A 19597-nucleotide genomic window follows, 5' to 3' on the forward strand; every position below is an offset into this window, starting at 1 on the left:
AAATCTGAATCATAATCATTGTTCACCTGACCCCGGTACGGAGCTCTGCAGCTTTCTGCGAACCCTCTCATCATACTCTTCGGGCAGCCGACGGTCAAGAAGATCCCTAGCGGCTTCACTGGGTAACAGCTTCAGTGCCTCCTGCGAATGGTATCGTATACGGGGATCTCTGTCAAAAAGAAGGCGTTGCAGACGAGCCTGCCATCTATCTCCGGATGAATCGTACTGCAGTATCAGGTCAAGTACACCTTTACGGATTTCATATGGAAAATTATCAGAGAGGAACGTTTCAGCAAACCGGACAGCTGACTCCTGCTCCCCTTTATCAGCGAGCAATCTGAGCATATAAGGCACATCATTCAGTGCCAGGTCATCCGTAATGGAGCGTTCCAAAATGTTCAGGAATACATCGGGCTCAGTGGTCTCATACAGTGACCGCGTTGCAGCCCTTCTAACACTGCTTGTCTCACTTTGGTAAAGTGTTGACCTGAGCCTGGATATAACCTGTTCATCTCCCGTGAAAAGTGAAAGACCGTCAATCGCTGCAGCGCGAACGGAGTCCGGATTACCTGAATCCAGGAAGCGCAAAAAAAGTTGTTGTGTACCGGCAGCGCCATTGGTAACAGTTGAAAATGATCGAAGTATCTGAGCCACGACAGCGGCATTCTCTTCACGCTGCAACAGATCGGTAAGGGCCAGCTGCAGATCCGGATTATCAGCATACTCTGCCAGTTTTGCAGCAGCTTCCACCCTGAAAGAAGGCTCATTGGAACTGCGCAACTGATAAAGCCAGAACGAAAAGGGTTTATTAACTTTTAATTGTACATTTTCTGAGTCCGGAAGCTCAAGAATCAAATTTTCAGTAAATGGAGAGACGGATAGTACAACGGTATCGCTCTCACCTGTAAACGTAAATTGCTGAGAACGCACTTCATTTGGTGTTATCTCTTGTACATTCACACTTACAAGCTCATCAACTGCAATGTTTTCAGCCCGAAAATTAATTTCAGCAGCATCCGATCCGGCTTCCCACGCAATATCAGCTGTGTACGTATAAACAGAATCCAGCTGAGAAACCGATTCATATAGCGTAACGCCATCGAATAAAGGAACGCCAGAAACTTTATAGACCTCTTCGGCTAAGGTATTGTATGACAATACATAATTACCGGAAACAAACAAGTTACCCACAACTTCTGAAAGCTTCTTATCCCAGGCACTTTGATCCGGTCTTGTCTCATTGAAATGAATCCAGGGAGTCAGTTCACCCGATTCGAATACATTGTAGGGAGGCGGAGATTGTCCGCCCTGAACCGGTTCATAATCTGAACGCGAAAGCTGCCAGCCCCGAAGCATCTGAACTGCTTCCGGATTTGACCACTGTCTTTCTCTCAGTTTTGCACCAAACCACTGACTGACAATCGATTCTTCCACCTGGCCGGGAATATTGCCCCTGTTACTGAAAAGATAGATGATTCCGCTTCCATAAGGTTTCGTTTCCCAATAATCATCTTTAAGCAGAATCAGGTGTAAATCCCTGAATGGGTACGATATTCCCGTTTCCTGCTGCATTTGAAGCAGCAACTGTGCAGAATTCGTGATGATATCACTGCCATAGTCCGTTTCAAACTCTGAGTAGAGATAGATCTGTGAATCCGACCTTCCGGAAAACGCGGAAACAATATCCGGATCCGTTTCCTGCTGCCATAGCTGAGAGGTCGTTGTAGCAATGATGCTGAGATCACCCAGTGCCCAGTTAAGCCCTGTCGGTGTTATTGCAGGATTAACAGAGTAAACCGTCACCTCTTCATCCACGGATACAACGGAACCCTCCCCCTCTCGGCCGTTCATAACGAGTTTTTTACCGGCAGGATGAATAAACATAAACTCGGCTGTAAACTCAACCGAGGGATGGTCGACAACCGGCAGCCAGTGAGACGTGCTTCGTGGCAGACTGGATGTAAAACGTGTGCCGAGAGCCGATTGATGAATTCCAAACTCTGTTTCAGAGCGATACTGAATCCTGAGTGAAAGATTCTGACCCCTTTCAAACCTTTGAGGCAGCGCAATAATAAGCTTGTCTCTGCTGATATAGTTCTCGGCAGGCTCATTTTGAACCTCTACCCCAATAATTTCCAGTCCGGGAGCATCCAGCATAAGCGAGTCTGCCTCTTCATCCTTCATGCTCAGTGAGTATAAAATATCCCCCTCGATACGCCCTGTTTCACTTATACGCAATTCAGCATCAAGGTGTCGGAATTCAGTGGGCATCCAGGGATATGCTTCATAGTCCCAGTTTACATCCTGACTGAACAGACTGTTTACGAGATAAGTGATTGCGAATAAGGTGCCAGTAACTGCTTTGAATTTCATGCTCTATCTGTAATTCTCAAATATGGATAATATTTCGTGGCTTAATACAGGATTCGTTGATATGGCATTTCCGGTTTCAATGCTGCCATTCCCAAAAACGTCTGTGTAGCTGCCACCTGCTTCTGTTACTATGGGGAAAAGTGCGGCTGCATCCCAAATGTTCAGTATAGGGTCGATCATGATATCAGCCCGTCCTGTAGCGACCAGCATATGCCCGTAGGCATCCCCCCAGGTTCTGTGTATCCTGGCTGATTCGACAAGTTCCCTGAACGGCTGTTCAAATCCATGGTCACTGAACGAATTGACGTTGGTAGTGAGAAAAGTGGCTTTTGAAATGTCGCTGCACTCCCTCACCCTGCAGCTCTTTCCATTCAGGGTACAACCCAGTCCCTTGCCGGCTGCAGCCATTTCATTTAATGCGGGGGCATAAATCACGCCGACAACAGGACTGTTCTGAACAAGAACGCCAATCAGTGTTGTATAAAGGGGCACTCCATGTATGAACGATTTGGTGCCGTCAATAGGATCAAGTATCCAGACAACGTCTGCATCTTTATTTTCACTGCCAAACTCCTCTCCTATAATGCCGTGAGACGGGTACTTCTTTTGAATCATCTCCCGGATAAGACTCTCCGCTTCCCGGTCGGCATTGGTTACCGGTGATTCGTCATCCTTAAATTCAAGAGCGAATGATTTGTTGAAATATTTTAGAGTTGAGTCTCCGCCGGCTTTTGCAAATTTTATTGCATCAATTCGCAACTCATTGTAGTCCAATGCCATAACTGTATTTATGGTAATCAGGTAATCGTTCTATATTCGGGGTTAGCAGCCAGCTTGTATCGCGCAGCTACAGCATATAAGATACGATTATCTGCCTGAATCTCAGGACTGAATATATTCAGGCGGACTTATGAGTGGCTTCTTGTGAACGAACTGAGATTACTCTTCGAACCGATAAATAATTTGAAGTGATTCGGCCTGGGCTGCATTTACAGACTGACTGTTTTGGCTTGTCATGTCGGTTTCGAACGTGCCGTTCTGATCGGTTAATATCAGGCTGCCATTGAACTCTTCAACCTGTCTGCTCCAGGTAAGGGTGAGATTATCCTGCTGTCCACCGCTAATCTGCAGGTCCCAGATAACTTCAGGTGAAAAGGCATTCCGGTAGTCCCATAGAAGATCCCGGTCTCCCCCGCCAAACCAGGCGTGCAGGGTATTGCCCGGCGGAGGTGGAGGAGACTCAAGGTCAACACCCGAATCAAAGAAATCTGTTGCACCCGGCTGCTGACCCAGCCGAAGTTCCACCTCAGAGTTTTGATCGGACAGTAAAAGCAGGTATTCATAATTATTGCTGAAAATGGAGAAGTTTGCCGTCAGATTGATATCATTTTCAAGCACAAATGTGAGCGGATTGTCAAAGCTTTCCACGGACCCTGTCCAGCCGGCAAACACCCATCCTGTATTGGGCACGGCAAAAAACTGAACCGTGTTTCCGGCTTCATCACCTCCTGACGTTAAAACGGATCCTGCATTTGGTGGATTCACGTTAACCGAAATATTGAAGGTTTCAGCTTCTGAGCCAAAATTTCCGCATGCAGACAAAAACAACATTCCAATCACCGTAACCAATATTATAAAAACGTTCTTCATCCTTACTTGATTAGCGTAATTTTTCTGAGATCCAGTTTATTCCCATTCTGGAAGCGGACAATGTAGATGCCTGATGCAAGATTTTGAGCGTCAAAACGAACCCTGTACTCACCGGACTCCATGACGCCGTCAGCTAATACACCCACCTTGCGCCCGGCAACATCAAATACCTCAACTTTTACATAGGATGTGTTTTCCAGTCTGTAGTGAATGGTCGTAGCCGGATTAAACGGATTCGGATAGCTTGCAAGCAGTTCACTTTCTGCAATTTTTTCATCCCCTGGAATTCTCGACACTGATAGATGTTCGGGTATTTCATGCAGCGTAAAAGATTGACCCGAACTCAAATCCGTTGTGACCTCTTCGCCTGAATAAATTACCCTTAACCGTAAGAAGTGATTGCCTGTATCGGAGATTTCTCCCTCGTACTGTATTGTGACCGGAAACTGTATCGCGGTTAGATTCAACCTGGTTTCAGAATCAAATTTGATAACAGAAAAGCCCCCTTCGGTTCGTATATCGATCGGTGTATCGGGTGCAACCGGCGGAAGCAGATATTTGAGCCGCTCATTACTGTAAAGTCCATAATCGGGAATGGCGAGCGACGCACTGTTTTCAGCATTTCGAAACTGTATTAACTCACCCGATATCCCGGAAGGCTCTGCATGCCGGTCTGCAAGTATTGATGCGGGTTTATTTCCCTGAGGTACCATATTTGGATCCAGATTCAGCTGCAGTTCAATTTCACCGGATTGGTCCGCATGAATCCAGTAACCTGCACCCGGTACAAGCTCATTTACGGCTTCATACTGCCCATTGCTGTAACTGAAGATAGATGCATCACTTAAAATATTTCCGGGATCTGAAATGTCTGAAGTCGGAATCGTATCAGACATGGCTCCTATTAAATTCCAGCCTTCGTTGAGTTGTATAACCGCCTGCTCTAACCCATTTCCTGATACGTTATATGTTTCTGCATCAAACGTACGGGTTTTAATCCAGTAACCGCTGGCTGGATCAAGTGATTCAGCTACTGTATACCGATTGCTGTAGGAGAATACCGTAGCGAGATCTGCTTCAACATTACCGGATGAAAGCGGTATGCTTACCAGCCGCCAATCCGTATCCGCTATCAGTTCTGAATTCACATAGCTCTTGCTGTTCGACAACCCGCTCTCTCCTCCTTCACTGTTGCGTGCGCTGATTGCATAAAAAGAAATTCCATCCGGGAGGGTATTATCCTGAAATGAGAACGTGCCTGTATTGGCAGTGCCGATTTGCTGAAGATTCATGATATCATCACCCCTGTAAATGATGTACGTTGATGTAAAATCTTCAGATGCCGCGTTCCACTGTATCTCGGTTCCTGATGCAGTCTCTGTGATATCGACCAATATCGGAGCCTCCGGTATCTGGAGAGGTTCTTCAAACGTGATTGCGGGTGTATCGTTTAGCTGTACTCCGTCAACAGTCACCGTTACGGTTATCTGCTCAGCTACAGAATTGGTGACTTCAAGCGAATATGTACCCGCTGTGCCCGTTTCAGAAATCTGACCCGCAACTGCGGACCCCGTCAATACAATATCGAACAGATTCTGAGGCAAACCGGATGCCGGATCACCATTTGTATAGAGCAGCGCAATCGAAACAAGCGACGCATCACTGCCATCAGCAGTATGAGGTGACGTTGCGGTTACCGCAGATGCGGCTGAGTCAATAACCAGTACGGGCTCCTCAAACAGGATAGCGGGTGTATCATCAAGCACCGCCCCATCAGCCGTGACCGTGACCGTTACCTGTTCCGCCACGCTGTTGGTCACCTCGAATGTATAGATTCCCGCGGTGGCCGTTTCCGTAACCGGGCCGGCACCGGCTGAACCTGTGAGCGAAATAGTAAACTGATTACCTGCCAAACCCGTCACCGGGTCGCCGTTGGTGTCAACCAGGGTTACGGTAACAACTGATGCATCCGCTCCATCTGCAACATGCGGAGAGGTTGCTGCGACCGTGGAAGCTGCAGGATCAATAATCACTGCAGGCGCTTCAAACAATATGGAGGGCGTATCATTGAGTTGTACTCCATCAGCCGTGACCGTGACCGTTACCTGTTCCGCCACGCTGTTGGTCACCTCGAATGTATAGATTCCCGCGGTGGCCGTTTCCGTAACCGGGCCGGCACCGGCTGAACCTGTGAGCGAAATAGTAAACTGATTACCTGCCAAACCCGTCACCGGGTCGCCGTTGGTGTCAACCAGGGTTACGGTAACAACTGATGCATCCGCTCCATCTGCAACATGCGGAGAGGTTGCTGCGACCGTGGAGGCAACCGGGTCGATGTCTGCCTGTTGATCATCTTCTGTTGTAAAACTGAAGACAGCAGACGGATCCCCTGTTCCCTGGCTGTTAACACCGGATACCCGCCAATAGTAAAGTGTGCTGAACGACAGTGACTGTGCCTGGTATGTGAGAGCGCTCACAGTCGCGGACTCAGCAATCACGCTGAAATCAGGCTGTTCAGAAATTTCTATAAAGTATTCTTCTGAAAATTGTGAGGATTCCCATTCGAAATTGGCATTAACGGGCACATTCACGGAAGCATCGGAAGGAGATGTGAGTACAGGAGGTACAGGAGTACCCGGTACCGTGGTGAATGAAAAAGCGTCAGACCAGGGCCCATTTCCGCTTGAGTTTGACGCTCTTACGCGCCAATAGTAGGTGGTGAGTTCATTCAGCGGGTTCACCATCTGGTAAAGGGTGCCTGTCAATCCGGCCTGATCTTCAACCAGCGTTGAAAAGTCGGAAACTTCAGAAATCTGGATCTCATAGGTTTCTGCGGCTGCAGCTGCCTGCCAACTGTACTCCGGAAGCAGATCAACATCTACCGACCCGTTTGCGGGCGAAGAAAGAACGGCTTTTTCAGGGAGACTGCTGTCAATGTATGAGACTGTTCCGGAGCGCAGTGTGGCTGTCGGCGTATCGGTCCCCGGTTCATTAAATGACAGAGCTATCGGAGTTACCTCAGTCGTAGTACCCAGACCCGTGCCATCCTGTATTGAAAAGCGCAGATTCAGTATGGAACCCTCACCGGTAAGGTTTTCAGTTCCCGCAGCCGCAATTTGTATCACTCCGCTTTCCTCAGAAAGGGACAGCGCATAGCCGTCAGACAGCGTACCGGCCTGTTCAACCCCTTCAAACTGCAGCACAGCCGGATCGAACTGAATATCCGTTTCGAACGAGTTTGCTCCGAGCCCTGAGATGTCGGTTGTCTGTAGCGGCAGCGTAAATATATCGAGACTGCTTACATCGGTATCAGGGAACGATACGGTGACATCATTAACCACAAGGGTAGCCGGTACCGATTCAAAATTTTCACTGTCAATGGCCACAATTTCTACCGTACCCCGACGCAGTCCGGTTGCTACCCCGGTATTTTCATCTATTGTTGCAACTTCTGTATTGGATGATCTCCAAGTATATGGTGCCGTACCGCCCGTAATCACAGAAAACTGAGTTGTTTCACCAATAGTAATCTCAGTGTCATCCTGCTGCACGTCAATCACAGGTGCATTCTGTATGGTTACAGTACCATTTGACGTAGCCGCATCAAAAGATTCATTGAACCGCGCTGAAAGAGGCGCGAAGGTTGCCGTTCCGGTTGCCTCACGCAATACCCTGAACCGAATATTCAAAAGGGAACCAGCCCCTTCGAGCGGTGTTGTACTAGCAAAAGCAAAGGATATCGTATTGTTCACTTCATTGATAACCGGGTCAGCTACCCCTTCCAGAAGCGTGCCTGCTGTTGAAAAAGACAGTATTTCAAGCTTGGTATCAGTGTATGAAAGCGATATTTCACCTGATCTAATATCCAGTCCTGTCAAATCGGATACTTCAACCCCCACCTCTCCTTCAAGCGTCTGTGTAACCGTTGCATCACTTACCCCGACCGTAAGATCGAGCAGCGTAGCCGGCTCAACCCTGAACAAGTCCGTGGAATCTCTCTGCCCTTCTGCATCCTCGACGAAAATTTTCACGGAACCGCTTGTGATTCCCTCCGCAAGACCCGTGGATGTCACGGTGGCAATCCCCGTATTGGATGAACTCCAGGTAACCGGTTCGGCTACATCCCCGGATACGTTGAATTGAAAAGTTTGTCCCACCACCAGGGGCGGTGACGGTGATTTGGGCGTGAGCGAAATCCCTTTGATCCGAAGTGTGCCGCTGATTGCATCAATAGCCGGTGTACCCTCATTGAATTGTGCAGTTGTTATCCCAATTACAGACTCCTGAAACTTTACCGCATCCGCCGCTATTTGTACCTGAAGGAATAGTATCACACCCGTTCCTGTGACCGGATCTGTTGACGAGAAGGCGAATTCCCTGTTGGTTGCATTGTATTGCACATCTTTGCCCTGAAGCAGTGTCCCATCCGTTGTTACACCCGTTATTTCAGCAATGTCTGATGAGACCGTAAACTGCCACTCTCCTGACAGCACCTGGTCTCCAGCCGTGAGTTCTGAGACAGAAACCGGCAGCAACAGAGTGGCCCCTGCCTCTACCGTTGAATCAGGTATCGACAGCGTTACGTTCTGTGAATACGCCATCCCTCCTGTGAGCCACAGCATGAGCAGCAATATGCCTGAAAATCTGTTGATCATTCGGTTCTCCGTTTCATTGACAGATTGCTGCGATTATTTGATGAGAGTCATGCGTTTTACATCAGAAAATGCTTTTCCATTGGCACCGCTCACGTCAATTCTATAGAAGTACACCCCGCTGGCTACATCCAGGGCATTCCACTCGAGCTGATAACTGCCTGCATTTTGAACCTGATTATTCACAAGCACCGCCACCTGCTGTCCGATTGAGTTGAAGACCCTCACCGATACTTCTCCTGAAACAGGCAGTTTATACCGAATACTGGTAACCGGGTTGAAAGGGTTCGGGAAGTTTTGGTCGAGTGAAAAGATTTCGGGAATCTGGGCAGCTTCAATCTCTTCCGAGAATCCTTCCTCGGCATGCGAGGTAAGGTCCATTTCGTTCATGACCAGGCTGGTAATTTCAAACTGAGAGGCGTCCGGAGTCACTCCATCCTTCAGGTGGAACCGGATATGATACGCGTCCACCCGGTTTTCAATGGGACTGACACCCGCAAGCGCCCATGCAAGTTTCCCTTCTCCCTCGTTTCTGAGGTCTGTCCAGTCGGCCAGTTCAGGGCTCGAGATCATTTCAACGGAAGCTATCTCATCGGCAGGATAGTTAAGTTTTAGAAGCCCGCCCAAAAGATTGAGTTTTCCTTTCGATGAGATCACAATGTCATAGTATGCATCCGTGATTTCGGTCGAAACCTCATAAACCTCTTCCGGTTCGAAAGCGGGAAGCTTGCCGGCGCCAGGGAATCCGGTAATAATATCCACGACGAACTGCAGTATGAAGGAAGCGTCCTGAGACGTGATTGTGCCGTTTCCTGACACATCGGCTGCGGCCAGCTGTGTGGATTCAAGGGTAATCAAATCCACCAGGTACTGCAGGATAAGGGACGCATCAAAAGCGGAGATATCCCCGTTTTCGCTTACATCGCCCAGCAGTACGCCGGTTCGATCGGTGAGGAACGGACGATAAGTTACCTCATTGGAGCCACTGATTAAGATTCGGTTTCCAAGTCCATCGAGGTTCAGATCCGGCCCCTGGTCTACAAAAGGCCCGGTTGCATCTCCCCAGTAATTATCTGTGGCGGTTACATCTCTGAAAACATAGAGTCCCGCATCATCGTTATCGTAAATATTGTTCAGCTGAAGTACGGGATCACCTGAGTTACCAGAGACATATATTCCATATCGGTTTGAATGGATATCCGAATTTCTGATTGTTGGAATCGCAGTATCATTTGTGAATACACCGTACACAGAATTTGAAGAAAATCCGGATTCAAATATCGCATCGCTGTTATCAAAGTAGAGATTCCGGTCGCCATAACGTACAATGACATTTTGCAACAGGGAGGCACTCGAACCATCATCACGAAACCACAAATGATCCCAGTTATTTCGTCCAGGAAGAGTAGTATTAGAATCTTTATTCGTATCCCCTCCGAATGTATCATCCCGCACTGATGTGAAGACGATCTTATTCTCCTCAAGCCCGGCTGCATTCAGCTCGCCCTGGATGTACATATAGTCGTTTGTGGAAGTGTGCCCCAGTTTAAAAACGGTGCCCGGTGCAACTTCAACCCTGTTTCCTGAATTGATGTAAGTAGTTCTGTTTATTGGTATATATACCGGGTTCGTGTAGGACTCCGGCCAGTTAAATCCAAGTTTACCGTTCAGGCTGAGATTACTTTGAGTGTACAGAGCGATTGCATCCTGATAGGTGTGAGTTCCGATTGTATTTCCGCTGTAGGTCGTCCCGTCAATGTTCGGGCCGCTCTCAACGGAAAGCTCTCCCAGCAACCCGATTGGAAACTCATTGTTTTCAAAAACATTATCTGTGATAATCGCTCTGGAGACTATTGCACCCGTACCATTGGAATGTCCGTTGAAGCTATTGCCTGAGATGGTCAGGGTTTCTTCTGTGGCTATACCTGAAAGCCTGGCAAGTATTCCATGGGAAACATTATTTTCAATTGTATTGAACTGGATCGTTACCGGTATGGAAGATCTTTCGATATTTACACCAATCGAATTACCGCTGATTGTGCTATTAGAAATTTCCGGAAATGATGCTCCGTCACCGGATGACTGGGCCAATAATCCTGCATAAAAGGTATTGGTTCCCCCGTTGCCTGTGATTTCAGAATTACGAATGGTAACCCGGGCTACAAATCCATTATTGCTGTTTCCATCACTTATCTCAACGCCACTATTTCCGTTGTTTGTTGCCCGAAGACCATCAAAAATTAATGCTGATTCACGGGCCTGAATCCCGTCTCGCTGGGCGTTTTCTACCCGCACATTCTGGAATGTATTGACGTAGTCATACGCCGGTGGTGACCCGCCAAAGGAGCCGAACTGAATTCCAGTACTTGCATAGCGAACATAGACCTCGGTTAAAACCGAGTTAACTGTATTTCCACCATTAAAACTTATTCCACCCCAGTTACCGGGAGCCGGATCTGCTGTATCGGAAGCTTGATTTACAGCACCTCCATAGGCGTTATCTCGAAGTGAGGTAAATACTATGGGTGAAATCGGACTGCCTTCAGCATTCAACTCACCCTGGACAAGAAAACTCCTGTTGGAAAGACTGTTCAATGCTTTAATTGTAACCCCACCGGAGATGTTTAAGACACCACCGCTGCCAACAGCAGGACTGCTAATGCTGGCTAAAATGTATGTGGGATTTGTAAATGCCTGCGGGACAACTGTACTAAGCAGTCCGTCCAGGTCATTGGCATAAATGGCGACCGCATTATTGTAGGTATTATTGGTAAAAACATTCCCATCAACACCGACTCCATCCGTATAAATGTGCCCCAAACGCTTCCAAGCTCCAACTCCAAAGCGGTTTCCATCAAACGTATTATCGATAAATCGGGCACGGCTACTCACAACACCGGATTCTGCATTGTTCAAAAACTGATTTCCAGCAAAAAGAACGTCTTCAGCCACATTAGCTGATTCTATTAATACTCCGTGACTTGTGCTGGTCTCAATTACATTCCCAATAAGGCTTACAGGGATGCTTGGGTTATTCATTCGAACCCCGATCGAATTACCGCTGATGGTACTGTTAGAGATTTCAGGAAATGCGGCTCCGTCGCCGGATGACTGGGCCAACAATCCTGCAAAAAAGGTATTGGTTCCCCCGTTACCTGTGATTTCAGAATTACGAATGGTAACCCGGGCTACAAATCCATTATTGCCGTTTCCATCACTTATCTCAACGCCACTATTTCCGTTGTTTGTTGCCCGAAGACCATCAAAAATCAACGCCGATTCACGGGCCTGAATCCCATCACGACTTGAGTTATCCACCCAGATATTCTGGAATGTATTTACATATTCATAGGCCGGCGGAGACCCTCCAAAGGAACCAAACCGAATACCGGTACCGGCATATCGAATATAAACCTCTGTAAGTACTGAATTAAGAGTACTTCCACCATTAAATTCAATACCACCCCAATTCCCACGAGCAGGGTCCGCAGTGTCATTAGCATTGTTTACTTCGCCTCCATAAGTATTGTCACGAAGAGAAGTAAAAACAATTGGAGAAACAGGACTGCCTTCAGCGTTCATCTCTCCCTGAACAAGGAAGCTCCTGTTGGACAAACTGTTTAACGCCTTGACCGTTACCCCGGCGGAGATGTTCAAAACACCACTGCTACCCACTGCAGGACTGCTTATTCCAGCAAGAATATATGTTGGATTGGGAAAGCTCTGTGGAACGACATCACTTAGGAGTCCGTCTAATTCAGTTCCGTAAAGAGCTACAGCATTTGGATATGTATTATTTGTAAAGGTATTCGAATCGACTCCACTGCCATCGGTATATACATGTCCCAGATTTTTCCAGGCACCGATTCCAAAACGATTGCCTTCAAACGTATTATTTATGAATGTAGCTCGGGAAGACAGAATTCCGCTCTGTCCATTGTTCAGAATAGTATTATCTTCAAAGACTATTTGTTCCACAGGCTGACTATGGGATAAATTAATTCCATGCCCCCCATTTCCTTCAATAGTATTATTAAAATAGTTCTGTGCAGCAATAGTCTCTTTTGATACTGCATTCTCAATAAGCAATCCATTCTGCCCGTTATTTGTAATGGTGGAGTTTTGAACTATTGAAATACGAGTTCCGAATCGACTGGTTGTGCCATCTATCCATAACCCGTTACTATTATTTCCATCAATTGTGACAAAGTCCAATGAGATAATTTTCTCCACTGTAGCTGAACGAGAATACAAACCATTTCCATCATTTAGAGATAGATTTCCTCCCTTAAAATCCGCAGCTACATCAAGCAGATAAACACCATTACCGGTATTATCTACAGAACCAATTTGTGTCCAGGACAATGTTTGATCAACAGTCGCATAAATTCCATTCCCTGCATTTTGCGATACTACTATATTTGACAATACGGTAGCGGCATTCAGAAAAAGAACTCCGTTATTGCTCGCGCTACCGCCATAGCGTATATTTGTATAAGATAACGAGCTGCCTGAGGTACTCTCTATGTCGATAATTACCCAGTCATCCGGAGCAGGGAGCGTGGCATCCCCATCCCCATTGGAATCGCCGCCGGCCGCATCATCCCTCTCGGATGTAAAGATGACCAGATTGGATGCAGTTCCGTTGGACAACAGATTACCGCTAACCGTCATCGTCACACCAGATGCAAACTTGACAATGGTTCCAGCTTCGATGGTCAGTGTAGCACTTACTGTAATATTATTTAGAACGTGATAGACATTCCCCGCTGACCAGGTTGTGTTCGCGGTGATATCTGCAGATACTTCCGTAACCGGAAGGTCCGTTGCCCCATACCTCCAGGGCGCGTACAGAATATTGTCTGTAATGGCATCCCCTGTTCCGGATGGGTTGGAGTCCACAGTGGGACCTAAGGAGCTTCCCCAGAAGTTGAGCCGGGCATCGAGTGTATTTGAACCGAGATTCTCGGCACCGAAGGTGGTGTTTCCTGAAATAGTATTATCTGTAATAACAGGAGCTGTGGCACCTACTTCAATGACCTGAATCCCCACATCGTTATTGATAATCTGGTTGCTTGTGATCTCCGGAGAACCCCCATTGTCAATCAGAATACCAACCGGATTGGCTTCAATATTGTTTTCGTTGATCGTAGCATTGGAATTTAAGGGTACACGTATCCCTCCTACACCATTGTTGGTGATATTACTGTTTTGCACGGAATAGCCGAGGCTAAGATCCGTAAAGACTCCAAATTCAGCATTATTCGAGATGTCAGAGCCGGAGATAATAGGGTTCGATGCACGCAGGTTAATTCCATGCACAGCACTATTACGGATAATGGCGTTGGATATATTGACACTGAAAGCACCCGTTGTGTAGAAAATCATGCCTGTTCTGGAACTGCCGGCACCATATTCAACGGTAACATAGTCCATCACAGATCCGACAGGGTTGGTGTTTCGAAACTCAATAGATCCCCAGTCGCCTGGTGCGGGTGTTAAAGATGAGGATGTAAATAGGATTATGTTCCCTTCCATACCGTCAGCTACAAGAGCCCCATCCACAAGCAGGGATGCTCCGCTGTCGAACTGAACGGTAACACCCGGATCAATGGTAAGTGTGGCCCCCTCTGCCACGCTGATCGTGTTTTGAACCGTTACTGGGCTATCGGCTGTCGTCCAGGTCGTATTGGCTGCGATATCCGTACTGACCGTCAGCTGGGCAAAACTCTGTGCAGACCACACCAACAGAAAACCGAAGAGCAGCAAAATTTTTCTGAACCGCTTTAATTGAAGGCATTCAATAAGGTTCAAATTTATTTTTTTGAGAAATAAAGGGACAGAATTCTCTGATCTTGATTCACTCATCTGTCAATTACCCGCAGTTTGATTATAAATTCAGGCTACTGAGGGTTTCATTCTTCATCCGCCAACAATAATCACAGGTAAACAAGAGAAACCCCGGCCTTTATTGAGGTATGCGGATTTTATCTCACACTCTTGTCATTCAACGGAATATTTTTTTTTGCTTCTTCGGATTTATCCATAAAGATGAGGCAAACTGAAGCTGTTTACCCTTTTAACTCTTTGTGAAGCCAGCCACGGGCTTTGGCCCAGTCGCGGTTCACGGTACTTTCGGAGATACCGAGTACCTCTGAGATCTCATTGATGTTCATTCCACCGAAAAATTTCATCGTTACAACGCTGCTGAGGCGTGAATTCAGTTTTGCAAGCCGGTCGAGAGCTTCATCAATATCCAGAAGTTCGTTCACCATCTGCCTGTCGCGGCTGAACATTTCATCCACATACGTTTTCCTTTCCGGGTTGCCCCCCCTTTTATCGGCGCTCTTTTTTCTCGCATGATCAATAAGTACCTGCCGCATACAGTTGGAAGCAATAGCCAGAAAGTGGCTTTTGTCGTTAAAGCTGATTTCGGACTGGTTCACCATTTTCAGATACGTTTCGTGCACCAATTCGGTCCTGGAGTAGGTAAGATTCGGGTTCTCCTGACGTATTTTATACGTAGCCATCCGTTTCAGTTCATCATAGACAATGGCATAGATATCGTCATAGACATCCTGGCCGTCGCGCATTTTATCAATCAGAACAGATATTTTTTCGCTCATTTCGCCCTATAGATTTTTTTAAAAAATAGACGATCTGAGCTAAACTGCCAATCTAAATTTTCTAATTCGAAAGAGAGCCCAATTCAACGGATAAGCCATGCATTAACGGGAGTCGTCATCGCGAAGGATTTGGGTGGCTTCCTCGAACCGGTCTGCTTTGTGGAGGGCTTCGATGAGGTGTTCATTAAAGACATCATTGGTTTTATCCGTCTTATACTCCATCAGCCACCGATCGCAAAGTATGTCCAGCTGATTGGCTTTCTGGCTAACATCAATCAGTTGTGAGTATGCTTTAGCAAATTGAGGATTCAATGTGCGTGTTTGTTCAAAGGATAGAATTGCATTTTTCGTTTCACCCAGCTCATGGTAAATCTCTCCCATCTGGAAATATAAATTGTAATCATTTGCACCATATTCAACAGCTTTCTTAAAGGAACCCAGTGCTATCATAGGTTTTGAATCATTAAAAGCCATTAAACCTTTCTGATAGTGCAGTATTGCGCTTTCAGGATGTGTCAATAGAGCATATTCAATGATCTGAATATTCTCAATAAAATTAAAATGCCCTGACATGGATGTAAAGACGTCATTCAAGCTATTTTCGAGAATCTCTAGTACGGGATCTTTCTGAAATATCTCTGGCAGAACCGGCCCGATATTATTGACACGCTGAGAAACTTTATCGGTGTTTTCTTCAAAAAGATCGCCATACAGTGTGATCATATCTCTAAGAATGACCCTGTATGTTTCCAACAATTCCTGTCTTGACAGATCCTTATCTGAAATTTTGTTCATGTAGAAAGTTGCATAACTATCATACCTGGATTGGAATAGTTCATTTAAATATGGACGAGCTTGTGAATGAACACCCTGGCTGACAAGCAAGTCAGCAATCTGCACTTTAAGCTCCTCTTTTGGGCCTAATGAATCGGCTTTTATCAATAGGTCAACAGCGTCAGAGGATTGATCCAATATTCTATGCAGTTGTGCTGTATCGATTAGCAGATCCTGGCTTTCACCAAATTCTGCAATAACAAATCTATACTTTTGTAATGCAGCATCAAAATCTTCTTCAAAAACCCACGATCTTGCAATCATTACATGATATTTTTCACTTTGGTCGTGAACCGCCAATGAGTCGTATATGGCTCTTGCCTCTTCAAATTCCTCGATCAGAATGTGTGTCTCCGCCAACTCTTCAGCTACCAACCGGTCATCCGGAAAAGCTCTTCTTTGCATTTTGAGCACATTCCTTTTTCCACCGTAATCATATCTTTGTTCATTCATTCTGATCAAAAGATCATATAGTTTTTTCTCACCTGGATTTTCCGAAATCAGTGTTTCGAACAATAGGTTAGCTTTTTGCGCCTGATTATTAGACATGAGCAATTGGCCATAAATAATCGCATAGTCCAAATTCTCAGGATAGTCTCTATATAGCTCCGAATAAACGTCAAGCAGTTTTTCTGAATCATTTAATTCGTTGTAGATTTGCCCCCTTAATACACTTAGCTGCTCTGCACCCGGGAACCTTTCATTCGCTTGCATGAGCACCTCAAGTGATTCCTCAAGTCTTCCATTCTCAAACAGGATGTACGCAAGGTTGTTGTGGATTGAGATATTGTCCGGACTATATTCTCTTGCTTTATAGTACAGATTTAAAGCCTCTTGAGAGCGCCCATCCTGATACGCTTCATTTGCCATTCCCTGATACACATTTCCTATTGTTGTCCTGACCTGATTTTGCGTAATTCCATGCTCTGTCTCTAAATCCTGATTATTTTCAAGCATGTCCAGAATAGTTAAATACTCATTTATCGCCCTATCATCCCCTGACCGATAAAACCCTTCCGCAATAACCAATTTAAGCCGAATATTCCCGGGAAAATTTACTAATCCTTTCTCTGCAGCATTAATTGCAGCTGTGTGATCTTCGATGGCGAGGTATGCAGATGCCAAATAGACATGGGGTTCTATCCGCATGGGATATTTTGAAACGGCATTCTCAAGTTGTTGAACTGCCTGGTAATACTGTCCTTCTTCAAATGAAAGGATTCCTGCCGACACCTCATAGGGTAGAATATTTTGAGCGGCTGCACCTGAATAATTAGAAAGCATCAAAAAGGTCGCTAAGCAGAAGATATATTTAAGAGACCTATATAATGAGCACGTATTTGAATGCATAATTAATTTAGAAAATTTAAAATCGATCAGAAATGCAACATATAATGACCAATTTAAAATGCCCTTGAAGCGATTTCAATAGCTTGTGTGGCTTTAGCAGTTCTAGCCTCCCTGCCACTTGAATCAACGGGAAATACTTTATACCAAAAACCTGCATTTCCTTCTTCATCTATAAATTCTCTTGAATCAGCTGCTACTTCGCCTACATATTCAAAAATGCCTGTGGCTACTTCCGCCTTGTAAATTTTATAGCCTGCAACCTGGCCACTATCGCTATCTTCCCAGACTACTTTTACACTATTGTTCATGTAGGCTACCTGAACATTGCGAACGGGAGCCGGAGGATGTTTTAACTGTGTAGTAATGGAATCTGATCTGAATTCACTTTGATTTCCCAACGAATCCACGGCTGAAATACGATATTCATATGATTCTCCAATTCTTACCATCTCATCTCTGAAATAACGCGTACCGGTTGAAAATGCAGATAACAGGGTATCTCTCCCCGATTCTATATGGTTCCTGTAAAGAACATACTCTGTTACGTCCGTGTCTTCAGAAGCATTCCATGTAATTCCCACTCTTTGTCCATCCTCCATTGCCAGTCTAAACAATGTGGGCGGTTCGGGTGGAGTAATATCCGGTATGGTTATTTCAGTGTACACCGTATCACTGTAACTCCCATTATTACTGGCAACGGATATCCCATATTCGTACGTAGCACCTTCTGTAAAAAACTGACCACCTATACCCCTGTCAACAAACGTCGTATCGGTTAGAGGTCCGCTATTTACCTGTGTAAAACTGATCCCCGATTGCGGCTGAATCTGTCTTCGAAGCAACAAATAATTTCGCAAGCCGGCAGGCACTTCTGTAGTGTTCCAATTTAATGAAACAGCGCCATCCTGCATGATCCGGGACTCAAAAACTGATACAGGATCAGGTATCCTGTAATCTATAATCAGAACATGTGCAGGGTTACTTCTTTCGCTTTCATTACCAAGCGAATCAACTGCTGTAATACTGTATCTGTATTGCGTACCAGGCTCAACGGTGGAATCAACAAAAACGGTCTGCAGAGGCTCCATCAATGTCTCATTAATCTGCGCATAAACCTCTTCATCATTTCTGGCCCGGTAGATATTGTACCCTTCGAGGCGTAAGCTGGGGCTTACCGGCCAGGTAACGAATGCCAGATGATCATCTGTAGATTCTGCTCGGACGTTGGCAATTCTATCCGGTGCAATATTATTTGTTATGGCAACTGTAATTCTTTCACTTGGTTCTGAAAGCTGTCCCGTAAAATCAATGGCGTGAATTGAAAATGTATATTCTATATCTGTCTCAGGAACATCAAAACTGTATAGATAATCTGTTTGCTGATCGGTTCGGGCGATAAATGATGTATGAGCTTTTACGGGGCCATTTTCTTCCGTTTCATAAAAAATCTGAAAACGGATCACATTTCTTGAATCCTGATTGGTCGCGGGTACATAACTCCACCTTGCTGTCACCCTGCTTCCTTCATGTTCGATTTCCGGATTTTCCGGAGCAGGAGGATAGAGAGGGTTTAACGCAGCTCTCCCCTCAATGACCTGACCAATTGGCCTTTCCAGATCATCCACAATCTCAAACCGATACGAAGCAGTCTGCCCTAATGGAGCTTCTTCATCGATATATAATCTTCCCACTGCCTGAGCTACTTCCGGCATTGTAAAACTTGCAAGCAGCCCTGTCTGTGAATTACTTCTTAATCTCAAAAATGCAGATTGCGGACTATCGGTATTCAGAAGATCAGAAAGCAATGAATATGTTTCCCCCAGCTGTCGCTCAAACTCATAACCGTTTATTACCGGATAGATAGGTTCGTCAGTAAGCAATACCCATTCAGCGTCTTCAATTTTCCTGTATACATTGAACCCATGTGACAGGGGTATCTCTTCCCCATGATAGATGAATGCCCGGCCATCTGCCCTGACAACAGCATGGATATCACCATCCGGAGTAAATTGAGCCTGTACCGCATCAACAAATGCCAGCAATATTATCGATGAAAACAGTGTAAATATTCTTAACAGATTTAACTCCGGCATATTCGATCTCATCATGATA

At 45.8% G+C, this 19597-nt stretch carries 8 protein-coding genes; all 8 read right to left on the reverse strand.

Annotation, left to right across the window (positions count from 1 at the left end):
• Window positions 1-15: 15 nt before the first annotated feature.
• The 8 genes from DDZ15_RS05035 to DDZ15_RS05070 all read right to left on the reverse strand — a co-directional run bounded on the left by DDZ15_RS05035 (window position 16) and on the right by DDZ15_RS05070 (window position 19593).
• Entirely contained in the window at window positions 16-2373 is a 2358-nt protein-coding gene (locus DDZ15_RS05035; RefSeq protein ID WP_109645713.1) for a HEAT repeat domain-containing protein, read from the reverse strand.
• 3 nt (window positions 2374-2376) lie between these two features.
• The gene (gene hisN, locus DDZ15_RS05040; RefSeq protein WP_109645715.1) at window positions 2377-3153 is read right to left on the reverse strand and encodes a histidinol-phosphatase; all 777 of its coding nucleotides are present in this window, start codon (window positions 3151-3153) and stop codon (window positions 2377-2379) included.
• 159 nt (window positions 3154-3312) lie between these two features.
• Complete coding sequence (locus DDZ15_RS05045; protein WP_109645717.1) at window positions 3313-4023, reverse strand: InlB B-repeat-containing protein; 711 nt, start codon at window positions 4021-4023, stop codon at window positions 3313-3315.
• A gap of 2 nt (window positions 4024-4025) precedes the next feature.
• Window positions 4026-8678 (reverse strand): invasin domain 3-containing protein, encoded by a 4653-nt coding sequence (locus tag DDZ15_RS05050; protein ID WP_109645719.1) that lies wholly within the window; start codon window positions 8676-8678, stop codon window positions 4026-4028.
• A 33-nt stretch (window positions 8679-8711) separates the two neighbouring features.
• Entirely contained in the window at window positions 8712-14489 is a 5778-nt protein-coding gene (locus DDZ15_RS05055) for a right-handed parallel beta-helix repeat-containing protein (RefSeq protein WP_158278619.1), read from the reverse strand.
• 257 nt (window positions 14490-14746) lie between these two features.
• Window positions 14747-15301, reverse strand: coding sequence for an ECF-type sigma factor (locus DDZ15_RS05060; RefSeq protein ID WP_109645727.1), 555 nt, complete (start codon window positions 15299-15301; stop codon window positions 14747-14749).
• 102 nt (window positions 15302-15403) lie between these two features.
• Window positions 15404-17419, reverse strand: a complete 2016-nt coding sequence (locus DDZ15_RS05065; protein WP_158278620.1) for a tetratricopeptide repeat protein — start codon at window positions 17417-17419, stop codon at window positions 15404-15406.
• Window positions 17420-17538: 119 nt separating this feature from the next.
• Window positions 17539-19593, reverse strand: coding sequence for a fibronectin type III domain-containing protein (locus DDZ15_RS05070; RefSeq protein ID WP_109645731.1), 2055 nt, complete (start codon window positions 19591-19593; stop codon window positions 17539-17541).
• Window positions 19594-19597: the final 4 nt, after the last annotated feature.

The organism is Rhodohalobacter mucosus, assembly GCF_003150675.1.
In the GTDB taxonomy this organism is placed as follows: domain Bacteria; phylum Bacteroidota; class Rhodothermia; order Balneolales; family Balneolaceae; genus Rhodohalobacter; species Rhodohalobacter mucosus.